Source organism: Aeromicrobium sp. PE09-221, from assembly GCF_002174305.1.
Lineage (GTDB): Bacteria > Actinomycetota > Actinomycetes > Propionibacteriales > Nocardioidaceae > Aeromicrobium.
Window position 1 is genome coordinate 1 of the sequence record NZ_MIJB01000031.1, and the last position, 21,973, is coordinate 21,973.

22 protein-coding genes are annotated in these 21,973 nt (G+C 68.4%); 9 read left to right on the top strand and 13 right to left on the bottom strand.

Annotated elements, in window-relative coordinates; genetic code table 11:
- Window positions 1-153: PhoU domain-containing protein (locus tag BHE97_RS16610; RefSeq protein WP_272896921.1), on the top strand; the 153-nt coding region annotated here is incomplete at its 5' end.
- Between the two features lie 81 nt (window positions 154-234).
- On the opposite strand, the gene BHE97_RS16615 is transcribed toward BHE97_RS16610, so the two are convergent.
- Entirely contained in the window at window positions 235-810 is a 576-nt protein-coding gene (locus BHE97_RS16615; protein ID WP_140400217.1) for a hypothetical protein, read from the bottom strand.
- Window positions 811-910: 100 nt separating this feature from the next.
- On the opposite strand from BHE97_RS16615, the gene BHE97_RS16620 reads away from it, so the two are divergent.
- Complete coding sequence (locus tag BHE97_RS16620) at window positions 911-1,396, top strand: CarD family transcriptional regulator (protein WP_087625160.1); 486 nt, start codon at window positions 911-913, stop codon at window positions 1,394-1,396.
- Between the two features lie 84 nt (window positions 1,397-1,480).
- On the opposite strand, the gene ispF is transcribed toward BHE97_RS16620, so the two are convergent.
- Window positions 1,481-1,957 carry a 2-C-methyl-D-erythritol 2,4-cyclodiphosphate synthase gene (gene ispF / locus BHE97_RS16625; RefSeq protein WP_087625199.1) on the bottom strand — a complete coding sequence of 159 codons (477 nt, stop codon included), beginning with the start codon at window positions 1,955-1,957 and terminating at the stop codon, window positions 1,481-1,483.
- A 167-nt stretch (window positions 1,958-2,124) separates the two neighbouring features.
- Between ispF and BHE97_RS16630 the strand changes: the two genes are divergently transcribed.
- The 3 genes from BHE97_RS16630 (at window position 2,125) to rlmB (ending at window position 5,050) form a co-directional block, all read left to right on the top strand.
- Entirely contained in the window at window positions 2,125-2,622 is a 498-nt protein-coding gene (locus BHE97_RS16630) for a hypothetical protein (RefSeq protein ID WP_140400219.1), read from the top strand.
- A gap of 68 nt (window positions 2,623-2,690) precedes the next feature.
- Window positions 2,691-4,103, top strand: a complete 1,413-nt coding sequence (cysS, locus tag BHE97_RS16635) for a cysteine--tRNA ligase (RefSeq protein ID WP_087625200.1) — start codon at window positions 2,691-2,693, stop codon at window positions 4,101-4,103.
- Entirely contained in the window at window positions 4,103-5,050 is a 948-nt protein-coding gene (rlmB, locus tag BHE97_RS16640; protein ID WP_087625162.1) for a 23S rRNA (guanosine(2251)-2'-O)-methyltransferase RlmB, read from the top strand. The genes cysS and rlmB overlap by 1 nt, the downstream gene beginning before the upstream one ends.
- A gap of 6 nt (window positions 5,051-5,056) precedes the next feature.
- Here rlmB and BHE97_RS16645 read toward each other — a convergent pair whose 3' ends face one another.
- The 8 genes from BHE97_RS16645 to BHE97_RS16680 all read right to left on the bottom strand — a co-directional run bounded on the left by BHE97_RS16645 (window position 5,057) and on the right by BHE97_RS16680 (window position 12,760).
- Window positions 5,057-5,494, bottom strand: coding sequence for a hypothetical protein (locus tag BHE97_RS16645; RefSeq protein ID WP_087625163.1), 438 nt, complete (start codon window positions 5,492-5,494; stop codon window positions 5,057-5,059).
- 95 nt (window positions 5,495-5,589) lie between these two features.
- The gene (locus BHE97_RS16650; RefSeq protein ID WP_236757753.1) at window positions 5,590-6,885 is read right to left on the bottom strand and encodes a HAMP domain-containing sensor histidine kinase; all 1,296 of its coding nucleotides are present in this window, start codon (window positions 6,883-6,885) and stop codon (window positions 5,590-5,592) included.
- 2 nt (window positions 6,886-6,887) lie between these two features.
- Entirely contained in the window at window positions 6,888-7,565 is a 678-nt protein-coding gene (locus BHE97_RS16655; RefSeq protein WP_087625165.1) for a response regulator transcription factor, read from the bottom strand.
- A 128-nt stretch (window positions 7,566-7,693) separates the two neighbouring features.
- Window positions 7,694-8,473 carry a phosphate ABC transporter ATP-binding protein PstB gene (pstB, locus tag BHE97_RS16660; protein WP_087625166.1) on the bottom strand — a complete coding sequence of 260 codons (780 nt, stop codon included), beginning with the start codon at window positions 8,471-8,473 and terminating at the stop codon, window positions 7,694-7,696.
- Between the two features lie 5 nt (window positions 8,474-8,478).
- Window positions 8,479-9,555, bottom strand: a complete 1,077-nt coding sequence (gene pstA / locus BHE97_RS16665) for a phosphate ABC transporter permease PstA (RefSeq protein ID WP_087625167.1) — start codon at window positions 9,553-9,555, stop codon at window positions 8,479-8,481.
- Window positions 9,555-10,499 carry a phosphate ABC transporter permease subunit PstC gene (pstC, locus tag BHE97_RS16670; RefSeq protein WP_236757754.1) on the bottom strand — a complete coding sequence of 315 codons (945 nt, stop codon included), beginning with the start codon at window positions 10,497-10,499 and terminating at the stop codon, window positions 9,555-9,557. Before pstC ends, pstA begins: the two co-directional genes overlap by 1 nt.
- 99 nt (window positions 10,500-10,598) lie before the next feature.
- Window positions 10,599-11,687 (bottom strand): phosphate ABC transporter substrate-binding protein PstS, encoded by a 1,089-nt coding sequence (pstS, locus tag BHE97_RS16675; RefSeq protein ID WP_201791501.1) that lies wholly within the window; start codon window positions 11,685-11,687, stop codon window positions 10,599-10,601.
- Between the two features lie 197 nt (window positions 11,688-11,884).
- A complete protein-coding gene (locus BHE97_RS16680) occupies window positions 11,885-12,760 on the bottom strand; it encodes an NUDIX domain-containing protein (protein ID WP_087625169.1) in 876 nt (291 codons plus the stop codon).
- Window positions 12,761-12,794: 34 nt separating this feature from the next.
- Between BHE97_RS16680 and BHE97_RS16685 the strand changes: the two genes are divergently transcribed.
- From BHE97_RS16685 to BHE97_RS16700, 4 genes are all read left to right on the top strand, one after another.
- On the top strand, window positions 12,795-13,775 hold the full coding sequence (locus BHE97_RS16685; protein WP_087625170.1) for a hypothetical protein: 981 nt from the start codon (window positions 12,795-12,797) through the stop codon (window positions 13,773-13,775).
- Window positions 13,776-13,912: 137 nt separating this feature from the next.
- A complete protein-coding gene (locus BHE97_RS16690; protein ID WP_236757755.1) occupies window positions 13,913-14,872 on the top strand; it encodes an ABC transporter ATP-binding protein in 960 nt (319 codons plus the stop codon).
- 3 nt (window positions 14,873-14,875) lie between these two features.
- Window positions 14,876-16,045, top strand: a complete 1,170-nt coding sequence (locus BHE97_RS16695) for an ABC transporter permease (RefSeq protein ID WP_201791502.1) — start codon at window positions 14,876-14,878, stop codon at window positions 16,043-16,045.
- On the top strand, window positions 16,042-17,205 hold the full coding sequence (locus tag BHE97_RS16700; RefSeq protein ID WP_087625172.1) for an ABC transporter permease: 1,164 nt from the start codon (window positions 16,042-16,044) through the stop codon (window positions 17,203-17,205). Before BHE97_RS16695 ends, BHE97_RS16700 begins: the two co-directional genes overlap by 4 nt.
- A gap of 171 nt (window positions 17,206-17,376) precedes the next feature.
- Here the strand turns inward: BHE97_RS16700 and BHE97_RS16705 are convergent, their stop codons facing one another.
- From BHE97_RS16705 to BHE97_RS16715, 3 genes are all read right to left on the bottom strand, one after another.
- Window positions 17,377-19,452 (bottom strand): RNA degradosome polyphosphate kinase, encoded by a 2,076-nt coding sequence (locus BHE97_RS16705; RefSeq protein ID WP_201791505.1) that lies wholly within the window; start codon window positions 19,450-19,452, stop codon window positions 17,377-17,379.
- A 108-nt stretch (window positions 19,453-19,560) separates the two neighbouring features.
- Window positions 19,561-20,358, bottom strand: a complete 798-nt coding sequence (mshD, locus tag BHE97_RS16710) for a mycothiol synthase (RefSeq protein WP_087625174.1) — start codon at window positions 20,356-20,358, stop codon at window positions 19,561-19,563.
- 178 nt (window positions 20,359-20,536) lie between these two features.
- Window positions 20,537-21,955, bottom strand: coding sequence for an acetyl-CoA carboxylase carboxyltransferase subunit alpha/beta (locus BHE97_RS16715; RefSeq protein ID WP_236757756.1), 1,419 nt, complete (start codon window positions 21,953-21,955; stop codon window positions 20,537-20,539).
- Window positions 21,956-21,973 lie beyond the last annotated feature (18 nt).

Consider the following 21,973-nt stretch of genomic DNA (forward strand, 5'->3'; position numbering starts at 1 on the left):
TTCGTGTCCGATGATTCCTGGGACCACGGACTCGAGCCCGCGATCGATCTCGCACTGCTCGGCCGTTACTACGAGCGCTTGGGCGACCACGCCGTCAACATGGCCCGCCGCGTGGTCTTCCTGGTCACCGGGGAGCTGCCTGTCGGCGGCTGAGACCCGCGCTGGTCGCGCTGGTCCACCGATGAGAACGGGCCGCCCCGAGGGGCGGCCCGTTCTCATCGGTGTCGGTGGAACTCACTCCGCGGGTTCGAGGCCCGCGGCGTCGAGCTCCTCGAGCTGCTCTGTGCTCGGGGTCCGGGACTCCGTCGCGACCGAGGAGTACATCTCGCTGCGCGCGACGACCGGGACATTGAGCGAGACCTGCCCACCGGAGGCGAGGTTCAGGGTCAGCAGGGCGTAGCGGCCCTCGACGATCTCGTCGTCCTCGACGATGATCTCGCCGTCGGCGCCCACCGGGGCGAGGAGCTCTGCCCTGAGCTCGATGCCATTGGGCAGGTCGACGAGCGTTGGCGTGCCCGAAGGGGTGGCGTTGACGTCGGTGCCGCTGGCGGTGACCTCCACCGACTCGACGACCTGGTCCTCCGCCCGGGCAAGCAGGGCTCCGGAGAAGGTGGCCGTGCCGTCGCCGTTGTCCACGAACAGTCCGTTGTAGATCTGCACGGGCGCGTCGATGTCGCGCAGATTGGCGCCGATCGACTGCTGGTACTGCTGGTTGGTCTGCGCACTGAAGCTGGTTCCGCAGGCGGACAGCACGAGCGGAGAGGCGGCGACCAGGGCGATGGCGGCGATGCGGCGTCGTCGAAGGCTCACGGTCTGCATCGTATCGGAGGGCCCGGCCGCCGGCGAAAACGGCCAGGAAGTACGTCCGAAACCCGTGATATCCTGGGTGTCGAGGAAAGGTGCAATGTCTATGGCTTTCACTGTCGGCGAAACCGTTGTGTATCCGAATCACGGCGCTGCAGTCATCGAAGACATCGAGACACGAACGATCAAGGGGGAGATCCGCGAGTACCTCGTTCTGAGAGTCCTGGCGCAGAGTGACCTCGTCGTGCGCGTCCCGGCGTGCAATGTCGATCTGGTCGGTGTGCGCGATGTGGTCGACGAGGCCGGTCTGGAGCGGGTGTTCTCGGTGCTGCGAGCCGAGCACGTCGAGGAGCCCACCAACTGGTCCCGCCGCTACAAGGCGAATCTGGAGAAGCTGCACTCCGGAGATGTGCTCAAGGTGGCCGAGGTCGTCCGCGATCTCTGGCGCCGCGACCATGAGCGGGGCCTGTCGGCCGGTGAGAAGCGGATGCTCTCCAAGGCCCGGCAGATCCTCGTCTCGGAGCTGGCGCTGGCGGAGAACACCAATGAGGACAAGGCCGAGACCCGCCTCGATGAGGTTCTCGCGTCCTGAGTTTCCTGCCTAGCGGAACGGCGCCGGATCGACTGATCCGGCGCCGTTCGTCGTCTCCGCGGGCGCCGGTGGGGTGCGTGCCGTTCAGCCGAGCAGCAGAGCGGTGGCGATCGCCGCGATCCCCTCGCCTCGGCCGGTGAGTCCGAGGCCGTCGGTGGTGGTGCCGGAGACGGATACGTGAGCACCGATCGATGCGCCGAGCGTCTGCTGCGCCTCGCCTCGGCGCGAGCCGATCCTCGGACGGTTTCCGATGACCTGCACCGCGACATTGCCGATCTCCCAGCCCTCGGCGCGCACGAGTCGGGCGGTCTCCTCCAGGAAGACCGATCCCGAGGCGCCCGCGAACTCCGGTGACGCCGTGCCGAAGCGCTCCCCGATATCGCCCAGCCCCGCCGCCGTGAGGAGGGCGTCGGCCATGGCGTGTGCGGCGGCATCACCATCGGAGTGGCCGTCCAGACCGGCCTCGGCATCGGGCCAGTACAGTCCGGCCAGCCAGAGCTCACGGCCGGGAACCAGCCGGTGGACATCGGTGCCGATGCCGACACGGGGAAGCGCAGCCATGTCGACAGCGTAGTGGGAGTGCCTGGTCGGCGAGTCGTCGTCCACAGGCGGGGCGGGGTCCGGCATCGTCCACAGGTTCGCTGAAAAGGGTGGTCGGGGAGTGACGACGCTGCCTACCGTCAGTGGAATGGATCGACCGGATCGGTCACACTGAAGGGGTGTTGGGCATGGACCTGCAGACCTGGGTGTCGCTGTTCGCCGTGGTGGCGAGCTTTGGCAGCCTGTATGTCATGCTGCGGCGCGAACTGGGCAGCTTCCGTGCCGAGCTCAAGGCTGATATCGCCGCGGCGCGGGTGGAGTTCCGTGAGGGGATCGCGGATGCCAAGGCAGAAGCGAAAGCCGATAGCGACCGGGTGCGGGTGGAGTTCCGTGAGGGGATCGCGGATGCCAAGGCAGAAGCGAAAGCCGATAGCGAGCGGGTGCGGGTGGAGTTCCGTGAGGGGATCGCGGATGCCAAGGCAGAAGCGAAAGCCGATAGCGAGCGGGTGCGGGCAGACGTGAGGGCTGGGATGGAGTCGCTGGCCACGCGGATGGACCGCCTGGATGGCCGGATGGACCGCCTGGAGGATCGGATGAATCGCCTGGACGATCGTGTGTATCTCCTCGCGACCGGGCTGCGCCCCTACCTGGAGCAGGCTCCGCAGGCTGGCGGTAGCGGCGCCTGATGGCGCGGGGCGAGGCCCCCACCGGCGCGTCGGCCGACCACAGCCCCGCGGCCGATAGGGTTGGACCCGTGACCCTCCATCTGTATGACTCCGCGACACGGCAGATCCGGCCGCTCGACCCGGTGGTGCCGGGTCGCGTCGGGATCTACCACTGCGGGTTGACGGTGCAGGGACCGCCACACATCGGTCATATCCGCAAGGAGGTGGTCTTCGATGTGCTGCGCCGTTGGCTCGAGCGAGCCGGCTATGACGTGCGCATCGTCGCCAATGTGACCGATATCGACGACAAGATCATCGCCAAGGGTGCCGAGAACGGCGAGCCGTGGTTCGCCGTGGCCTACCGCAACGAGCGGGCCTTGCACGCGGCCTACGAGGTCCTCGGCTGTGAGCCTCCGACCTACGAGCCGCGGGCCACCGGCCACGTGCCAGAGATGATCGAGATGATGGAGACGCTCATCGCGCGAGGGCACGCCTACCCGGCCCAGGACGGGTCGGGAGACGTCTACTTCGATGTCCGCTCCTGGCCCCCCTACGGGGAGCTGTCGAATCAGTCGATCGAGGATATGCAGGAGGCACCCGACGCCCCCGCCGACGGCAAGCGCGATCCCCGTGACTTCGCGCTCTGGAAGGGCCGCAAGGAGGAAGAGCCCGAGTCCGCCTCGTGGCCGACTCCCTGGGGTCGGGGACGCCCTGGCTGGCATCTGGAGTGCTCGGCGATGGCTGCCAAGTATCTCGGACCGGAGTTCGACATCCACGGAGGCGGCCTGGACCTGCGCTTCCCGCATCACGAGAACGAGTTGGCGCAGTCACGGGCCGCTGGCCAGCCCTTCGCGCGCGTATGGATGCACAATGCGATGCTCAACCTCGGTTCGTCCAAGATGAGCAAGTCGGTCGGCAACACGCTGACGGTCGCGGAGGTCGTCAAGCGCGTCCCCGCGATCGCTCTGCGGTACTACCTGGTGGCCGCGCACTACCGCTCGATCATCGAGTACAGCGAGGAGTCCCTCGCCGAGGCTGCGACGACGATGAGCCGTATCGAGGGCTTCGTGACCCGCGCGGCCAGCCTCGTCGGCCGGTGCGACGGAGGGGAGATCCCGCCCGCTTTCGCCGAGGCGATGGACGACGATCTCTCCGTGCCCGCCGCGCTCGCCGTCGTGCAGGACACCGTGGCCTCGGGTCAGCGTCTGCTCGGTCACGGTGCCAGTGACGACCTGAGGGCCGCCCTCGGCTCTGTGCGCGCCATGCTCGATGTGCTCGGACTCGATCCGCTGGACCCGCACTGGGCCGGTAGCCGCGACCACGGGCCGGCCCAGGCCGCGCTCGGCGCCCTGGTCCAGCAGTTGCTCGACCACCGCGCCGAGGCGCGGGCCGCCAAGGATTTCGCGGCTGCCGACCGCATCCGTGACCAATTGACCACCGCGGGCATCGCCATCGAGGACACCCCTCAGGGCGCCCGCTGGACTGTGAAGGAGGACCGCTGATGGCCGGCAACAGCCAGCGTCGCGGCGCCGTAAAAAAGACCGGCAAGGGCAATCCCACGGCTGGTTCCGGCGGCAGGCGTCGCCGCGGCCTCGAGGGAAAGGGCCCGACCCCGCGGGCCGAGGACCGTCCCAATCACAAGAAGTACAAGATGGTGCAGGCTGCCGAGAAGCGCGAGCGGGCCAAGCCCAAGCGCAAGTCCGGTGACGGAGGCCCGGAGTGGGTCGCTGGCCGCAACTCCGTCGTGGAGCTGCTGCGGGCCACGGTGCCGGTCAATGCTGTGTACGTGGTCGAGGGCACCGAGCGAGACGAGCGCCTGCGCGAGATCTTCCGGCTCGCCGCCGAGCAGAATGTCTCGATGCTGGAGATCGGCCGCCCCGAGCTCGATCGGCTCACCGGCGGCGCCGTTCACCAGGGCATCGCCGCCAAGCTCGATGCCTACGAGTATGCGCACCCCGATGACCTGTTGGCGATCGCCGTCGAGCGAGGGGAACCGGCGCTCATCGTGATGCTCGATGGCATCACCGACCCGCGGAATCTGGGGGCGATCGTGCGCTCGGCCTCGGGCTTCGGCGTGCACGGGGTCGTCATCCCCGAGCGCCGCGCCGCGCAGATGACCGCGGCGGCCTGGAAGACGTCCGCAGGCGCCGCGGCCCGGGTCAGGGTCGCGCGGGCCACCAATCTGACGCGGCAGCTCAAGGCGTACCAGGAGGCCGGTCTCATGGTGGTGGGCCTGGCGGCCGACGGCGATGTCGAGCTGCCCTCCCTCGATCTGGCCGACGGACCACTCGTCGTGGTCGTCGGCAGCGAGGGCAAGGGTCTGTCGCGCCTCGTGGGCGAGACCTGCGACCAGCTGGTCAGCATCCCGATGTCGAGCGATCTCGAGTCGCTCAACGCGGGTGTCGCGACGGGTGTCGCGCTCTACGCGATCTCGCGATTGCGCGCCTGACACGCGCTAGCTGCGATCGTCACGGGCTGAGACTCGGCCGTATTGGTCGCGGTGACACGCACGGCGCCGCCGACGCTCTCGACCTGCGGGTCGGCAGGGAAGTCGCCGTAGGGCCGCCCCCTCGGGGTCTGACCGTCGACGGCCTCGGCGACGCGATCGCTCTCGTCGCCCGATCAGGCAGATCACGCTCCGCGGCTCACCGTCGGCGGCGTGGAACTCCACAGCATGCGGGACACCGGACCCGCTCTCGATGAGTGCCGCCACCGGATCGTCGAGGCAGCCCAGCAGCGCCGCGGTGGTCTCATCGCCCGCGGCCGAGCCCGCCGCCAGATCCACGCTGAGATTGCTGCCCAGACCGCCGATGATGACCCGGTCCCCGTCGATACGCACCTGATTGAGGGGTACCGCGAGGCGGTCCTTCTCGGCCGGTCCCCTGGCCAGCACCTCGTCGCCGGACCATCCCGCCTCCGCACCCCGCGAGGGCGAGCGTGGCCACGGGGATCCCGGTCAGAAATCCCGAAAGACGCATAGAGAGCAGTCTATGGCGAGCTCGTGCGCGGAATCTGGACGGTCAAGCGGGCGCCACCGAGGGGGCTCTCGTCGACGCCCACGCCCCCGCCGTGGGCCCGCGCGACCTCCGCGACGATCGCCAGGCCGAGTCCGCTGCCGCCAGCATCACGCGCCCGGCCCTCGTCCAAACGGACGAAGCGTCCGAAGACCCGCTCCCGGTCCGCTGGCTCGATACCATCGCCATCATCCTCGACCACGAGCAGTACGGTGTCCGGGCGCTCGCTCACCGAGAAGGCCACAGCGTTCCGCGCGTGCCGGGCGGCGTTATCGGCCAGATTGCGGAGCACCTGGCCGAGCAGGCGCCGATCGGCGTCGACCCGCGCCGGGCCGACCGCGGTGCTGTCGACCTCCAGACCCGCCGCACGCAGGCGACTCGCCTCGGCGAACATCAGATCGTCGATATCGACGGGCTCGCGTCGCAACGCCAGTCCGTGTTCATCGGAGCGCGCCAGGACGAGCATGGCCGCGACCAGGCCGTCCAATCTCTCGGTCTCGGCCAGCACGGTCGCCGGGAGGTCCAGATCCGCGGACGGGTGGCGGCGCAGCACCTCGGCACTCTGGCGCATGGAGGCGATGGGGGACCGCAGCTCGTGCGACGCATCGGAGACGAACTGCCGCTGTTGCCGCGACGAGGCCTCCAGGCGCTCCAGCATCGTGTTCATGGTGCGCGCGAGCCGTGGGATCTCATCACGTCCTCGCGGCACCTCGACCCTCCGGGACAGGTCGCTCACACCGATCCGGGCCACATCAGCGCGCATCCTCTCGACCGGCCGCAGGGAGCGGCCGACCGTCACCCAGGTGACCCCGGCGACGAGCACGACGAGCACGGGCAGGGCAACGAAGAGCAGTCCACGGGTGGCTCCGACGGAGTCCTCGACCTCGTCGAGCGGTGCACCGAGGGCCAGCACGCCGTCCTCGGCGGGGGCCGTGACCACCACGTAGCGGTCGCCGTCGACCTCGATGGTCCGCTCGTCGCGGTCCGGGTCGATGATCGCCGGCAGGCCGGAGGCCTCGTCGTTGGCGGCCCGCACGCTGCCGTCATCGTCGATCAGCTGAGCGAGATCATCGTCATCGGCATCGCTGATGCGGTCGTCGTCATCGTCGAGGGTGCGGGCGAGTGCCTCGGCGGATCGCTCGGCCGTGTCGGCCAGCGACGAGGTCAGCGTGCGCTCGAGGGTCCAGGTGAACAGCACGGCACCGAGGACGAGCACGATCGCGACGATCAGGCTCGCCCCGAGCGTGATACGGGCGCGGACGGACGACACGGTCATCCTCCATCTGCCGCGAGTCGATAGCCCGCACCCCGCACGGTTTCGATAGCGGCACGGCTGAAGGGCCGGTCGACCTTGTTGCGCAGGTGGCGGATGTAGACCTCGACGATATTGGGATCGCCGTCGAAGTCGAAGTCCCAGACATTGCCGAGTACATCGGCTTTGGAGACCACCTCGCCCTTGCGCCGCAGCAGGTATTCGAGCACGGCGAACTCGCGCGAGGTCAGTTCGATCGGCATGTCATCGCGGCTGACCGCGCGTGTCGAGGGGTCGAGGGCGAGATCGCCGGCGGTGAGCACCGCGGGGCGAGCGCTCTGCCCTCGGCGCACCAGCGCGCGGATCCGGGCGAGGAGGACATCGAAAGAGAAGGGCTTGGTGAGGTAGTCGTCGGCGCCGCCGTCGAGGGCCTCGATCTGGTCCCAGTCGCCGTCCTTCGCGGTCAACATGAGCACCGGCGTCCAGACCTCGTGATGCCGCAACGACTCGCACACCTTGAACCCGTTGAGGCTGGGCAGCATGATGTCGAGCACGATGGCGTCATAGGCGTTCTCGCGACCCAGCCACAGTCCGTCGGTGCCCGTGTGGGCGATATCGACGGCGAACCCCTCGGCCTCGAAGCCGGCCTTGAGGCCCGCCGCGAGCCGGACCTCGTCCTCGACCACCAGGATGCGCACGGTCCGATCATCCCAGGTCCCCGCTGAACGAACGCTGAAGAAGCCGCCGCGTGCGAACCCGTTGAGTGTGACGTTTGGACGGCGGAATCAGTGAATCAGCCGTCCAAACGTCACACTCAACGGGTTCGTCAGCCGAAGCGGCCCTGGATATAGGCCTCGGTGGCGGGATCCTCGGGATTGGAGAACATCATCGATGTGTCGCCGTGCTCGATGAGCCTGCCCGGCTGCCCGACGCCCGCGAGGTTGAAGAAGGCCGTGGTGTCGGAGACGCGAGCTGCCTGCTGCATATTGTGCGTGACGATGACGATCGTGTAATCGGTCTTCAACTCGTGGATGAGGTCCTCGATGATGCTCGTCGAGATCGGGTCGAGAGCCGAGCAGGGCTCGTCCATGAGCAACACCTCCGGCTGTGTCGCGATCGCCCGGGCGATGCAGAGTCGCTGCTGCTGGCCGCCGGACAGGCCCGAGCCGGGGCGGTCCAGACGGTCCTTGACCTCGTTCCACAGTCCCGCGCTACGCAGGGAGCGCTCGACGATATCGTCGGCCTCCTTCTTCTTCATCCGCTTGCTGTTGAGGCGCTGACCGGCCAGCACGTTCTCCGCGATCGACATCGTGGGGAACGGGTTGGGTCGCTGGAACACCATGCCGATCAACCGGCGCACGTTGACCGGGTCCATGTCATCGGCGTAGAGGTCCTGACCGTCGATGAGTACCTTGCCGTCGACACGAGCGCCGCGGATCACCTCGTGCATGCGGTTCAGCGAGCGCAGGAAGGTCGACTTGCCGCAACCGGAGGGACCGATGAATGCGGTCACGGATCGTGCGGCGATGGGGATGGTCACACCCTCGACGGCGAGGAAGTCGCCGTAGTAGATGTCGAGGTCGCTGACGTCGATGCTCTTGGCCATTGGTTTTACCGCTCTCCCTTGGGGCTGAAGAAGTACGAGACGAGCCGTGCGGCGAGGTTCAGCAGCATCACGATGATGAGCAGCACGAGAGCCGCTCCCCACGCGCGTTCGATGCTGGGACCCGGCGGCACGCCCGGGACGATGATCGAGAAGTAGGTGAACACCGGCAGCGTGGCCATGCGTCCGTCGAAGAGATTGAAGTTCACCGAATCGGTGAGACCCGCGATGACGAGCAAGGGCGCGGTCTCACCGATGACTCGAGCGATCGCGAGCGTCACCCCGGTCACGATACCGGCCAGCGCCGTCGGCAGCACCACCTTGACGATCGTGCGCCACTTCGGCACGCCGAGGGCGTAGGAGGCCTCGCGCAGCTCATTCGGCACCAGCTTGAGCATCTCCTCACAGGAGCGTACGACGACCGGGATCATCAGCACCGACAGCGCCACGGCGCCGCCGACGCCCATCCGGACACCGGGCCCGAAGAAGATGACGAACAGCGCGTAGGCGAAGAGGCCGGCGACGATCGAGGGGATCCCGGTCATGACGTCGACCAGGAAGCGGATCCATCCCGCCAGTCGGGTGCCGTCGCCGTACTCGATCAGGTAGATCGCGGTGAAGAGGCCGATGGGGATCGAGATCGCCGCGGCGGCGGCCGTGATGAGCAGCGTGCCCATCAATGCGTGGTAGATGCCGCCGCCCTCGCCGACGATATTGCGCATCGAGTAGGTGAAGAACTCGCTGCTCAGGACGGGCGCGCCACGCGAGACGACGGTGGCGAGGATGCTGCCGAGGGGGAACAGCGTGATCGCGAAGGCGGTCGAGACGAGCAGCGTCACGAGCCGGTCCATGGCCTTGCGGCTGCCCTCGACGGCCAGCGACCAGATCGGGATGACCGCTGCGACACACCAGCCGACGAGCACGAGCCAGGCGCCTACGGGACCGAAGACACCGACGAGGGCCAGCAGGACCGCGGCCGCGGTCAGCGCAGGGGGCACCCAGCGGGGGAGTTGCCGCCCGCGCAGGCTCGAGGCGATCGGCGATGCCCCGGACTCGGGACGAGGGGTCTGCAATGTGGAGGTCATCAGTTGGCTCCCGAGAAGTCCTTGCGGCGGTCCACGATGGCGCGTGCCGCGAAATTGACCCCGAAGGTGATGACGAAGAGCACGAGCCCGGAGGCGATGAGCGCGTTGACGGTCAGGCCGGTGGCCTCATTGAAGGTCAAGGCGATATTGGCCGCGATGGTCGATGGGTTCGTCGAGCTGATCAGGTTGAAGGTGACGACGCCGCTGGCCGAGAGGACCATCGCGACCGCCATCGTCTCTCCGAGTGCGCGGCCGAGACCGAGCATCGAGGCGGAGATGATGCCCGAGCGGGCGTAAGGGAAGATCGCCAGCCGGGCCATCTCCCAGCGTGTGGCGCCGAGGGCGAGCGCGGCCTCCTCGTGCAGTCGCGGGGTCTGCAGGAAGATCTCGCGGCAGATCGCCGTGATGACCGGCAGCACCATGACCGCGAGCACGATCGAGGCGGTCAGGATCGTACGTCCCGTGGCTGAGGCAGGTCCCGCGAACAGCGGGACGAATCCGAGATTGTCCTCCAGCCAGCGGTAGAGCGGCACGAGGGCAGGTGCCAGGAAGCTGATGCCCCAGACGCCGTAGACGACGCTGGGGACGGCGGCGAGGAGGTCGATGACATAGCCGAGTGGGGCTGCCAGCTTTCGCGGTGCGTAGTGGGAGATGAACAGCGCCACGCCGATCGCGAGGGGCACGGCCATCGTCAGGGCGAGGATCGCAGCCAGGAGCGTACCGAAGACGAGCGGTGCCACATAGTCGACGAAGCCCGTGCCGTGCTTGACCTCATCGGGCGAGGCCAGGATGCCCGGGATGCCCTCGGCGGTCAGGAACACGGCGACCCCGGCCAGGGTCGCGAGGATCAGCAGTGCCGCGGCCAGCGATGTGCCGCGGAAGATCCGGTCCCCCGGTCGGGTGGGGGTCGTCCTCCGGCGTTCCGGGGACTGGGTCGAGGTCACGATGGTGAGCCTTTCCGATGGTGCGGTGGTGCCGGGCGGACAGCCCATGACCCCGGCGAACGATTGGTGCCTCGTTCGCCGGGACCAAGGCCCGTCCGATCAGCCGCCGATCGTGTCGATCGCGGTCTGGACCTTCTCGCGGAAGTCATCCGTGAGCGGTGCGGAGCCGGCCGAGTCGGCGGCCGCCTGCTGGCCATCCTCGCTGACGACGTAGGTCAGCCAGGACTTCACGAGTTCGGCCTTGTCGGCGTCTTCGTAGGTCTGGCAGGCCATCTGGTAGGAGACCAGGACGATCGGGTAGACGCCGTCCTCGGTGGTCGCCCGGTCGAGCTCGAGGGCGATATCGGTGTCCTCGCGTCCCTCGACCTCCTCGGCGGTGTCGAGGACACGGGCCGCTGCCTCCTCGGTCGGGGCGACGTACTCGTCACCGACCTTGACCGCGACCTGGCCGAGGTCGCCGGCCTGGCTCGCGTCGGCGTAGCCGATCGTTCCCTCACCGGACTCGACCGCCGCCACGACACCTGAGGTGCCGTTGGCGGCCTCGCCGCCCTGCGTGGGCCAGGTCTCGACGACACCCGCGGTCCAGGTGCCCTCGGACGCGGCGTCCAGGTACTCGGTGAAGTTCTCGGTCGTGCCGGAGTCGTCGGAACGGTGGACGGGGGTGATCGCGCTGTCGGGCAGCTCGGCGTCCGGGTTGTCCTCGGCGATCGCCGGGTCATTCCAGGTGGTGATGTCGCCGGCGAAGATCGAGCCGATCGTCGAGGGCGAGAGCTGGAGCCCGTCGACACCCGGTAGGTTGTAGATGACGGCGATCGGGCTCACATAAGTGGGCACGGAGACGATCTGGCCGCACAGGTCGTTGGCCTGGGTCAGTTCCTCGTCGTCGAGGTAGGCATCCGAGCCGGCGAAGTCGGTGCCGCCTGCGAGGAACTGCTCACGACCGCCACCGGAGCCGATCGGGTCGTAGTTGACCGTCACATCGGAGTTCTCGGTCTGGAAGCCCTGCTGCCAGGCGGAGACGGCAGCCTGCTGGGAGCTGGCGCCGGCGCCGTTGAGCGTACCGGACAGATCGCTGCTGCTCTCGTCGCCGTCACCGGACTCGTTCCCGGCGCCACAGGCCGTGAGGCCGAGGGCGAGCACGGCGCCTGCGCCGAGTGCCGCGGCCTTACGCATGGACTTGCTCTTCACGGGCATTTCCTTCTCTGGGTCCTATCGGTCGGGCCGGTCTCGGCCCCTCGGATACGACGCTAGGGAGGGTAGGTGTATCGCAACCCCAGGGCGGGTGAACGGAAGGTGAACGATCAGCGAAGCGTCCTGCGGGACCTCGTGCGACGAGCCTCCGGGCGGTGACCTGTTCAACGCGGGAGGCCTGCAGGTCCGCGGAATCAGGCACGCCAGCGCTCGGTGGCCAGAACCACACCCTTGCGGTGGTGCACGATGGCCGCTTCGCCGGTCGAGAGCTCGGGATCTTCGAGGTCGAGGGCGGCGAACAGGTCTGGAAAGACGGGACGGTGCGAGCACAGCAGCGACCGCTTGTGCGCCAACGCATCCCGCACGGCATCGCGGGCGGCTTTGGGGGAGGTGCCTTCGAGCAGCCGGTCGTCCAGGAACATCGAGCGTCCGGTGGCCTCGGCGTAGGGTTCGAGGGATTGGCGGCAGCGTAGGGCCGGGGAGCAGAACAGCCGCTTGGGGCCGAAGGCGTCGAGCACGGGGATTAGGCGCAGCGCTGCCGTCAGCCCGGGGGGCGCCAGGGGACGTTCGCGATCGTCGGGGCCGTGGAAGTGCTTGCGCTGTTCGGCCTTGGCGTGACGTAACAGCACGAGGCTGTGGGTGGCGTGCTGTCGTGGTCCGATGAGGTCCTCGACGTGGTCGAGGAGTGCGATGTCGTGCTCGTAGCTGAGTCGTTTGCGTGCCGCGCGCAGCGTGCACCATCGGAGGGCGTCGACCTCCTTGGTGGGCTCGAAGCTCGAGCTTCCCCGGGTCTTGGCCATCCAATAGTCGACTTCTTTGACGCCCCCGGCGATCTGATAGGAGACTTTCGGCAGCGGACGGCCGAGCCGGACGCGGAATCCGGTCTCCTCGAGGATCTCCCGGGCTGCGGTGACGGGCGGAAGTTCGCCAGCCTCGGCCTTCCCTTTGGGGAAGGTCCAGTCGTCGTAGCGGGGGCGATGGATGAGTAGGATCTCGAGACCGTCCGTACGCGAGGAGGGCTTGCGCCACACCACGCCACCGGCGGCGGGGACGACCTTGCGGGGCGACATGGTGAGTATTGTCCATGCTCAAGGTGACGAGGACATGTCGAGAGGCTGGGCGATGCGGCGTTCTGTGGTGATGTTCGTCGCGTTTGCCGTGGTCGCGGCCGGTTGCACTGCCTCGCCCTCGGCCTCCTCGCCGTTGGCCGCGGCTCTCGCGGCGGCGCCGGTCGATGCGGTCGAGGTCTCGTTCACGGATTGGTCGCGGGTCGATGACGACGATCTGGCGGCGGCGGTACGTGCTGGTCTGGCCGATGACACCCTCACCCGCTCGGCGATCGCGCCCCTGGCCGTGCAGTGGGAGGAGGTCTTCGGTTTCTCGCCGCAGGATCTGGACTGGGAGGCGGGTTCGTTGACGGAATCTGGCAGCTCTTTGGCGGTCGGATGGTCCTCCTCGTTCGGATCGGGCCGGATCGCCGATGCGTTGGAGGCGGCTGGCTACGAGCGCGATGGTGAGCGCTGGAGGCTCGGCGACGATGCGCCGCTTCCAGCCGGTCTGGCGGCCTCGATGATGGTGGCGGAGATCGACGAGAGCAGCCGCACCCTGCGGGCAGGGAGCGATGACGGAGCCCTCGACGGTGGTCTGTCGACCCGCCGTGCCGTGCGTGATGTCGTGGTCGCTGTGTCAGAGGCGCCTGCCGCGATGCTGCTGCAGCGCGGCGATAGGGCCTGCGCGACGGCGGGTGTCTCGGGGCGTGGTGGGCAGGTGGCAGAGCAGGGCAAGGCCGCTGCTGAGCGGGCCGGCGGTCTCAGCGAGCCGACGTGGGGCGTGCGCGCCGTCGGTGAACGGTCCTTCACGGTGGTCCTCGGTTTCGACAGTCCTGGTCTCGCGACCGACCAGGCCCGGGTGCGCGAACGGTTGACGACGGGTGCGTTCATCGGCCGCTCTGGTGCCGTGACCGATGTGGTGACCGATGCGGATGTCACCGCGGAGGAGAACGTGACTCGGTTGTCGTTCACGCGCCGGCCCGGCGGCCCTTCGCTGATGGACAGCACGGGGCCGATTCTCTTCGCGGGCTGCTGACCGGGCGGTGTCGTTCGGGACCACGCCAGTGGAAACCGGTGAGCTGGCGCACGAGCATCCGCATAGCGGCCTCGCTCCTCTAGGATGTGCTCCATGAGACCGGGCCGTGAGTGACGATGGCGGGTGACGAGGACCAAGTGGGGGACACCCGAGGAGCCGTCGACGACGTTCTCGTCGTCGACGGCTTGTCCCGACGCTTCGGCGAGCTGAGAGCCGTGGACGAGGTGAGCTTCCGGATCGCCCCGGGTGAGACCTACGGCCTGCTGGGACCCAATGGCGCGGGAAAGACCACCACCATCTCGATGGTCGCCGGCCTGATCCGCGCGGACGCGGGGACGGTGCGGGTGGCGGGCCAGCGGATGTCGCCCTCACATCCCCAGCCCAAGCGGCATATCGGTCTGGTGCCGCAGGATCTGGCGATCTATCCCGAGTTGTCCGCCCGGGAGAACCTGGTCTTCTTCGGGCGGCTGCAGGGCATGGGCGGCGCCGATCTCAAGGGTCGGGTCCAGGAGGTCCTGGAGCTGATCGGGCTGGCTGACCGGGCGAAGGACAAGAGCAAGAACTTCTCCGGCGGCATGAAGCGCCGACTGAACATCGGCATCGGACTGCTGCACGAGCCGCACCTGCTGATCCTCGACGAGCCGACCGTGGGCGTGGACCCGCAATCCCGCAATTCCATCTTGGAATCCGTGGAGCGGCTGTCCACTGCCGGGATGGCAGTGCTGTACACCACGCACTACATGGAGGAGGCCGAGCGGCTCTGCGACCGGATCGGCATCATCGACACGGGCCGAATCCAGGCCGAGGGCACGCGTGATGAGCTCATCCGGCTCACCGGCGGCGTGGACCAGATCCGCCTGGCCGGCACGGGCGATCTCACGCACGCCATCGAGAGTCTCCGGGAGCTGCCTGCGGTCGAGCAGGTCGATCACGACGGTCTCGCGCTCCGGCTGACGGTTCATGGCGCACCGACCGCTGTCGCCGAGATCGTCACGAGGGCCACCGGAGCCGGGATGTCACTGGCCGATGTGGAGATCACGCGCCCCGATCTCGAGTCGGTCTTCCTCCAGCTGACCGGCAAGGCGTTGAGGGACTGACCTATGGGCCGCATCTGGACGATGACCGCCGCGGATCTCAAACAGCGCATCCGCGATCGCTCGGTCATCATCTTCGCCATCGTCGTCCCGCTCGCGCTCATGGGGATCTTGAACCTGATCATCGGTGGAGCCGAAGAGGGTACCGAGCTCGGCGATATGACTGTGGCTGCGTCGGTCCCGCAGGGCGATGCCTCCGCCGACGGTGTCCTCAGCGCGCTCGAGGGCATCGAGGGGCTGTCCATCACGGTGAACCAGGTCGACGAGGATCGGGCTCGGGCCGATGCCCGCGACGGGACCGCCACCGTCGGGTTATTGATACCTGAGGGATTCGGGGCGGGCCTGAGCAGCGGTGAGGGCTGTGACGTCACCGTCATCGAGGGAGACGGTGCCGGCCTGGAGGGGCAGGTCCTGACCTCGGTGCTCACCGGCATCGTGGACCGGTTCGCTGCCGCGACGGTCGCGACCCAGGCGGCCGGCGCGCTCGGCGTTCCCGCGGCGGATCTCCAGGACATCGCGCAGGACGTGACGACCGCCGCTCCGTCGATCTCCCTGACCGACGGGCAGGCCTCCGACGAGCAGTTGAGCGACTCCGGGGCACTGGTCGCCGGTCAAGCCGGGTTGTTCCTGCTCTTCACGGTCGGATTCGGTGTCCTCTCCTTGAATGCCGAACGCGATCAGGGAACCCTGCCGCGTCTGCTGTCGATGCCGATGCGGCCGAGTGCGGTGCTCATCTCCAAGGGGCTGGTCAGTTTCCTGCTCGGCATCGTGGCCACGACGATCCTGTTGGTGGCGGGCGGCCTCATGTTCGATGTCAACTTCGGCTCGCTCCCTGCGGTGGCGCTGCTGGTCCTGTCGGTGGTGACGGCGGCGACCTCGTTGATGTTCGTCATCGCCCGCGTGGCCAAGACCGCCGAGCAGGCCAATATCGCGCAGTCGATCATCGCGGTGACATTGGGTGTAGCCGGAGGGGCGTTCTTCCCGTTGGCCGCGTCGGGGCTGCTCGGCAGGCTCCTGGACCTGAACCCGGTCGCGGCCTTCATCCGTGGGCTCGGGATCACCTCGGGTGGTGGCGGCGTCGCCGATATCGCCGGACCGGTGCTCATCATGTTCGGCTTCGCCGTCGTGGTCGGTGTCATCTCCCGGCTGGTGCCCGACCGTGGGACGTCCCTGTGAGGCCCGTGGCGGCCGTCGCCTGGGCGGAGCTGCTGCGCTTCCTGCGCGACAGGTCGAATATCTTCTTCGTCTTCGTGTTCCCGATGTTGCTGGTGTTCGTACTCGGGTCGACCTTCGGCGGCGCTGGCACGCAGGGCGGTGTGCGGGTAGTGGGGGAGAGCGGGGCGCTGCGCGATGCCCTGGTCGCTCAATTGGAGTCGCAAGATCTGTCGGTCCGCATGGCGGATGAGGATGAGGCGCTCGAACAGGTCTCACGTGGCCGCGCTGCCGCGGGCCTGATCCTTCCCGATGGGGTGGAGGAGGCCTACGCCCGCGGGGATCGCATCGAACTGGAGATCGTGCCCACCTCGGGGGCGGCAGGACTGGCCATGCGGCAACAGGTGGCCACGGCGGTCGAGACGCTTCAGCTCGATCGCGCAGCGCTCGGAGCGCTCACTCAGCGTGGCATCGAGGCGCCCGCGGCGGAGGCGGCCCTCGATGCGGCGAGGGGGCGGGTCACGCCATCGAGGGTGACGGTTCGCGATGTCGATGACGTCGCGCAGGCCTTCTCCGGTGTGGGCCAGTTCGAGGTCGGGGCCACCTCGCAGCTGCTGCTGTTCGTCTTCCTGACTTCGTTGGCCGGATCGTCGACCCTGATCCAGGCTCGACGCGAGGGGGTGATCGCCCGGTCGTTCTCAGCGCCGGTGCGCTCGGGGCAGGTGCTGCTGGGGCAGACGACCGGGCGCTTCGCCATCGCGATGTTCCAGGGCCTGTACATCATGATCGCGACCACACTGATCTTCGATGTCGACTGGGGCGATCCGTTGCTGGCTGTCCTCATCCTGGCGTGTTTCGGGGCCGTGGCCGCGGGCGCGGCCATGCTGCTCGGCTCGCTCGTCGACAACGAGGCCGCCGCGAGCGGGATCGGTGTCGGGCTCGGACTGGTGCTCGCCGGCCTCGGCGGCGGTATGGCTCCGCTGGAGATCTTCTCCGACACGCTGCGCACGGTCGCGCACATCACCCCGCACGCCTGGGCCTACGACGCCTTCGCCGATATCCAGCGGCGTGGCGGCGGGATGATCGACATCCTGCCGCAGCTCGGGGTGCTGCTGGCGATGGCCGCGGTGGTTCTCGCCGCGGGCACCTGGAGCCTGCGCCGCAGTGTCGAACGCTCGCTCTGAGCACTCGCTGCCCGGCCTACTCCGCGCTCCCGGCCGATAGGCTCGGGACAGAGTGTGGCCGACGCGGCGGTAAGGCATACATCGGTTCCGCCTACTGGGTGGGAAGAAGGCCGTGAAGTAGACCCGGAGTATGCGCCACCTCGCCCTCCTCCTGGTCGGTGTGCTGAAGGCTCAGTCGCGGCGGGATCGGCGGGATCGGGCCTGTTCGATGAGGCTCGCCTGGATGTCGCGGTCGCCGTGCCGGGTCCACGTGCCGTCGGAGTCCAGATGCCAGGACATCGTCTCGGGGGAGGCCATCCTCGTGAGCAGATCCGAGAGCTGGTCGACGTGCTGCTGCGAGGGGACCCGGACGAGCACCTCAACGCGGCGATCGAGGTTACGGTGCATGAGGTCGGCCGAACCGATCCAGACCTCCTGCTCGCCACCGCCGGCGAACCAGAACACCCGGCTGTGCTCCAGGAAGCGTCCCAGTACGCTGTGCACCTGGATGTTCTCGCTGAGCCCCGGGACACCCGGCCGCAGGGCGCAGATACCGCGCACGATGAGGTCGATGCGCACGCCTGCCCGCGATGCCTCGTACAGGGCGTCGATCATCTCCTCGTCGACGAGTGCGTTGACCTTGATCCGGATCGCTCCGGGGCGGCCGGAGCGCGCATGGCTCGCCTCGCGGCCGATGCGTTCCAGCAGGCCGGCGCGGACATCGTGCGGGGCCACGAGCAGGGTGTCGTAGTCGGTGTTCTGCGCGAAGCCCGACAGATTGTTGAACAGCTCGGTGAGGTCGTGGGTCACGCCGGCATTCGAGGTCAGCAGTCCGAGATCCTCGTACTGACGCGCGGTCTTGGGGTTGTAGTTGCCGGTGCCGATGTGGGCATAGCGACGCAGGCCGTCGGGCTCGTCGCGGATGACGAGGGCCAGCTTGCAATGGGTCTTCAGGCCGACCAGGCCGTACACGACGTGACATCCTGCCCGTTCGAGCTTGCGAGCCCAGCGGATATTGGCCTGCTCGTCGAAGCGCGCCTTGATCTCCACCAGGACCAGCACCTGCTTGCCGGCCCGGGCGGCGTCGACGAGCGCGTCGATGATCGGCGAGTCTCCCGAGGTGCGATAGAGGGTCTGCTTGATCGCCAGCACATCGGGGTCGACGGCGGCCTGCTCGATGAAGCGCTGCACGCTCGTCGCGAAGGAGTCGTACGGGTGGTGGACGAGGACATCGCGCTTGCGGAGGGCCCCGAACATGTCGGCGGGACTGGCGGTCTCGACCTCGGCGAGATGCTGGTGCGTGCCGGGCACGAAGGGCGGGTATTGCAGCTCCGGTCGGTCGAGGTCGGCGATCTGGTTCAGTGACCGCAGGTCCAGCGGGCCGGGGAGCCGGAACACCTCCTCCTCAGTGATGCGCAGCTCCGTGACCAGCAAGGACAGGACGTCGTCGGTGATCGTGTCCTCGACCTCGAGCCGGACCGGTGGGCCGAAGCGCCGCCGCAGCAGCTCTTGTTCGAGTGCCTTGAGCAGGTTCTCGGCGTCGTCCTCCTCGACCTCCAGGTCCTCGTTGCGGGTCACGCGGAAGAGGTGGTGCGCTACGGGCTCCATGCCTGGGAACAGCATGTCCAGATGGGCCGCGATGACCTCCTCGAGGGGCACATAGCGGCCGTCCGATGCCGATACCCAGCGGTCGATGATCGGCGGCACCTTGACCCGGGCGAAGTGCTCCTTGCCGGTCGTCGGATTGCGCATGAGCAGGGCCAGGTTCAGCGAGAGCCCGGAGATATAGGGGAAGGGGTGTGCCGGGTCGACCGCGAGCGGGGTCAGGATCGGGAAGACGCGTTCGCGGTAGAACGCACCGAGGCGCTCACGCTCGTCGGCATCGAGATCGGCCCAGGTGATGAGCTCGATGCCTTCTGCCGCGAGCGCGGGCACGAGCGAGGAGGTGAACAGCTCGGCCTGCCGGGCCATGAGGGCATTGCTCTCACGCAGGCTCTCGGTGAGGACATGGCGCGGCTTGAGCCCGCTCGCCGAGGGGACGGCCACCCCGGCCGCGATGCGACGTTTGAGGCCGGCGACGCGGACCATGAAGAACTCGTCGAGATTGCTGTTGAAGATGGCCGTGAAGCGCACCCGTTCCAACAGCGGCAGGCTCGTGTCCTCCGCGAGCTCGAGGACGCGCGCGTTGAAGGCGATCCACGACAGCTCGCGGTCGAGGAAGCGGTCGTCGGGCAGGCTGCCCTCATGCGGATCATAGGGCGGATCCACGTCGAACTCGTCAGGCGACGTCGCAGCTTCGATCAGATCCGAACTCTCCACGTGTTCACGATGACATGAAAACGTGAACGGTGCGTGAACACCTGTCCTGCCGAGGGCTCAGGACGACCAGAGGACATCGCGCGCATGTTCGATGAATCCGAGTCTGCGGTAGACCGCGAGGGCAGGGGCATTGTCGCCCTCTACGTACAGATCGACGGTCCGCAGACCGCTGTCCCACAGATGTCGCAGGCCGCGGGCGGTGAGGGCGGTGCCCAGTCCACCACCGTGGGCCTCCGGATCGACGCCGACGACATACACCTCGCCCGAGTCGTTCTCGACCTTCGTCCAGTGGAAGCCGACGACACGACCGTCCCGTTCGGCGACGAAGAGTCCGGCGGGGTCGAACCACGGCTGGGCCCGGCGGCGGTCGAAGTCGGTGCGGTCCATCGCACCCTGCTCGGGGTGCGCGGCGAAGGCGCGCGCATTGATCGCGACGATCGTATCGGCGTCGTCCTCCTCGAAGGACCGGAGCGTGACGCCCGGGGGCTCGACGACCTCGGGTGCGGTCGTCATCGAGAGCCGCAGGACCAGCAGGGTGCGGGCGACGCGAAGACCGCGAGAGGTGGCGAGGGCGCGTGCGGCGGGCAGGTCGCCGTGGGACCAGAATGCCTCCTCGCCGCTCGCGAGAAGTCGATCCAGCAGAGCCCCGCCTCGGCCCCGGCGGCGATGGTCGGGGTGCACGGCGATCTCGACGGGGGCATCGCCGCTGGCGAGAGCGGCCGCGTGGTCCTCCGCCTGGAAGACCCGCCACGGTCCCTCGTTCTCCACGGCGATGGTGGTGGCCTCGTTGAACGGTGCGACGCCATCGGCCAGGCGGGCTGCCTCAGCGAGGTCGGCGATGTCCTGGACGCTCATGCGGTCACCCTACCCATCCAGCCCCGCCGCTCATGGGCGGTGACTTACGCACCTGTCCCGAGCGTGGGCGGTGGCCTACGCACCTGTCCCGCGCCGTGAGGCGTGCGTAACCCACCGCCCTGGGTGTCGAGAGGTGCGTAACCCGCCGGCCTGGGTGTGCGCTCAGTGAGAGGAGGCGTTAGGCGAGCTCGCGCAACTGGGCCCCGACTTCGGCCGCGACCGCACGCGCGAGGGACTCGGCATCGTCCTCGTCGTCCTCGGGGATGATCCGGTGCACGGTACCGGACTCGTGCAGGTCGAAGGCGCCGATGCGCTGGGCTCGGGCGAGCTCCTCGGCATGATCGATGTCCCCGTGCACGATCGCACTGGCACCCTCGGGCGGCAGCGGTGAGAGCCACGCATTCTGCGTGGCGATGACCCGTGCGGCAGGGAGCAGAGCGAGCGCGCCGCCACCACATCCCTGGCCGAGCAGCACAGAGACCGAGGGCACGCGAATGGTGGAGAGCTGGCTGATGCAGCGGGCGATCTCGCCGGCGATCGCTCCCTCCTCCGCCTGCGGCGAGAGCTCGGCGCCCGGGGTGTCGATGAAGGACACGAGCGGCAGGCCGAGTTCATTGGCGAGGCGGATCCCGCGGCGTGCCTCGCGCAGCGCCGCGGGTCCCATCGGCTTGATACGGCTCTGTGTCGTGCGGTCCTGCCCGATGACGACACATGGCACGCCGTCGAGCCGGGCGAGGGCGACGATCATCGCGGAGTCCCGCTCGCCCTTCTCGGTGCCCTGCAGGCGCAGCGTCGCATCGCTGCCGTAGCGGAGCACCTCGCGGACCCCTGCCCGCTGGGCGCGCCGCGTCAGCTGCACCGACTCCCAGGTGTCGTGCCGGATGGTCGTCTGCTCGCTCCGTCGGTGGCGCCTCGAGGGTTCGGCGGGGTCGACGAGCACCGACAGCGCGGTGTCGACCATCGATGGCAGTTCCTCGGGGAAGACGACCGCATCGATGATGCCGCGATTCGCCAGATTGTCGGAGGTCTGGACACCGGGCGGGAACGGCGCCCCGTTCAACAGCTCATAGACTTTAGGGCCGAGGAAACCGACCAGGGCGCCCGGCTCGGCGATCGTGATGTGGCCCAGCGATCCCCAGGACGCGAAGACTCCGCCGGTGGTGGGATGGCGCAGGTAGACCAGATAGGGCAGACCTGCAGCCTTGTGATCCATGAGTGCGCGGGAGATGTCCACCATCGTCACGAAGGCAGGGGTGCCCTCCTGCATCCGGGTTCCTCCCGAGGCGGTCGTCGCGAGGACCGGCAGCCTTTCGGCGGTGGCCCGGCGGACGGCCGAGACGATCCGGCTCGCAGCGGCCCGGCCGATGGATCCGGCGAGGAAACCGAACTCGTTGACGAGGACGGCGACCGGCCGGCCCTTGACCGTGGCGCGACCGGTGACGATCGATTCGTCCGTCCCGGCGCGCTCGGCCGCGGCGCGCAACTCGGTCCGGTACGGCTCTCGGTGTCCGCTGATGTCGATCGGCTCGTCCCAGGACGTGTAGGAGCCCTCGTCGAGGACGAGGTCGATCAGCTCGCGTGCGTTCAGGCGTCCCACGCCCGCGACTCTAGTGCT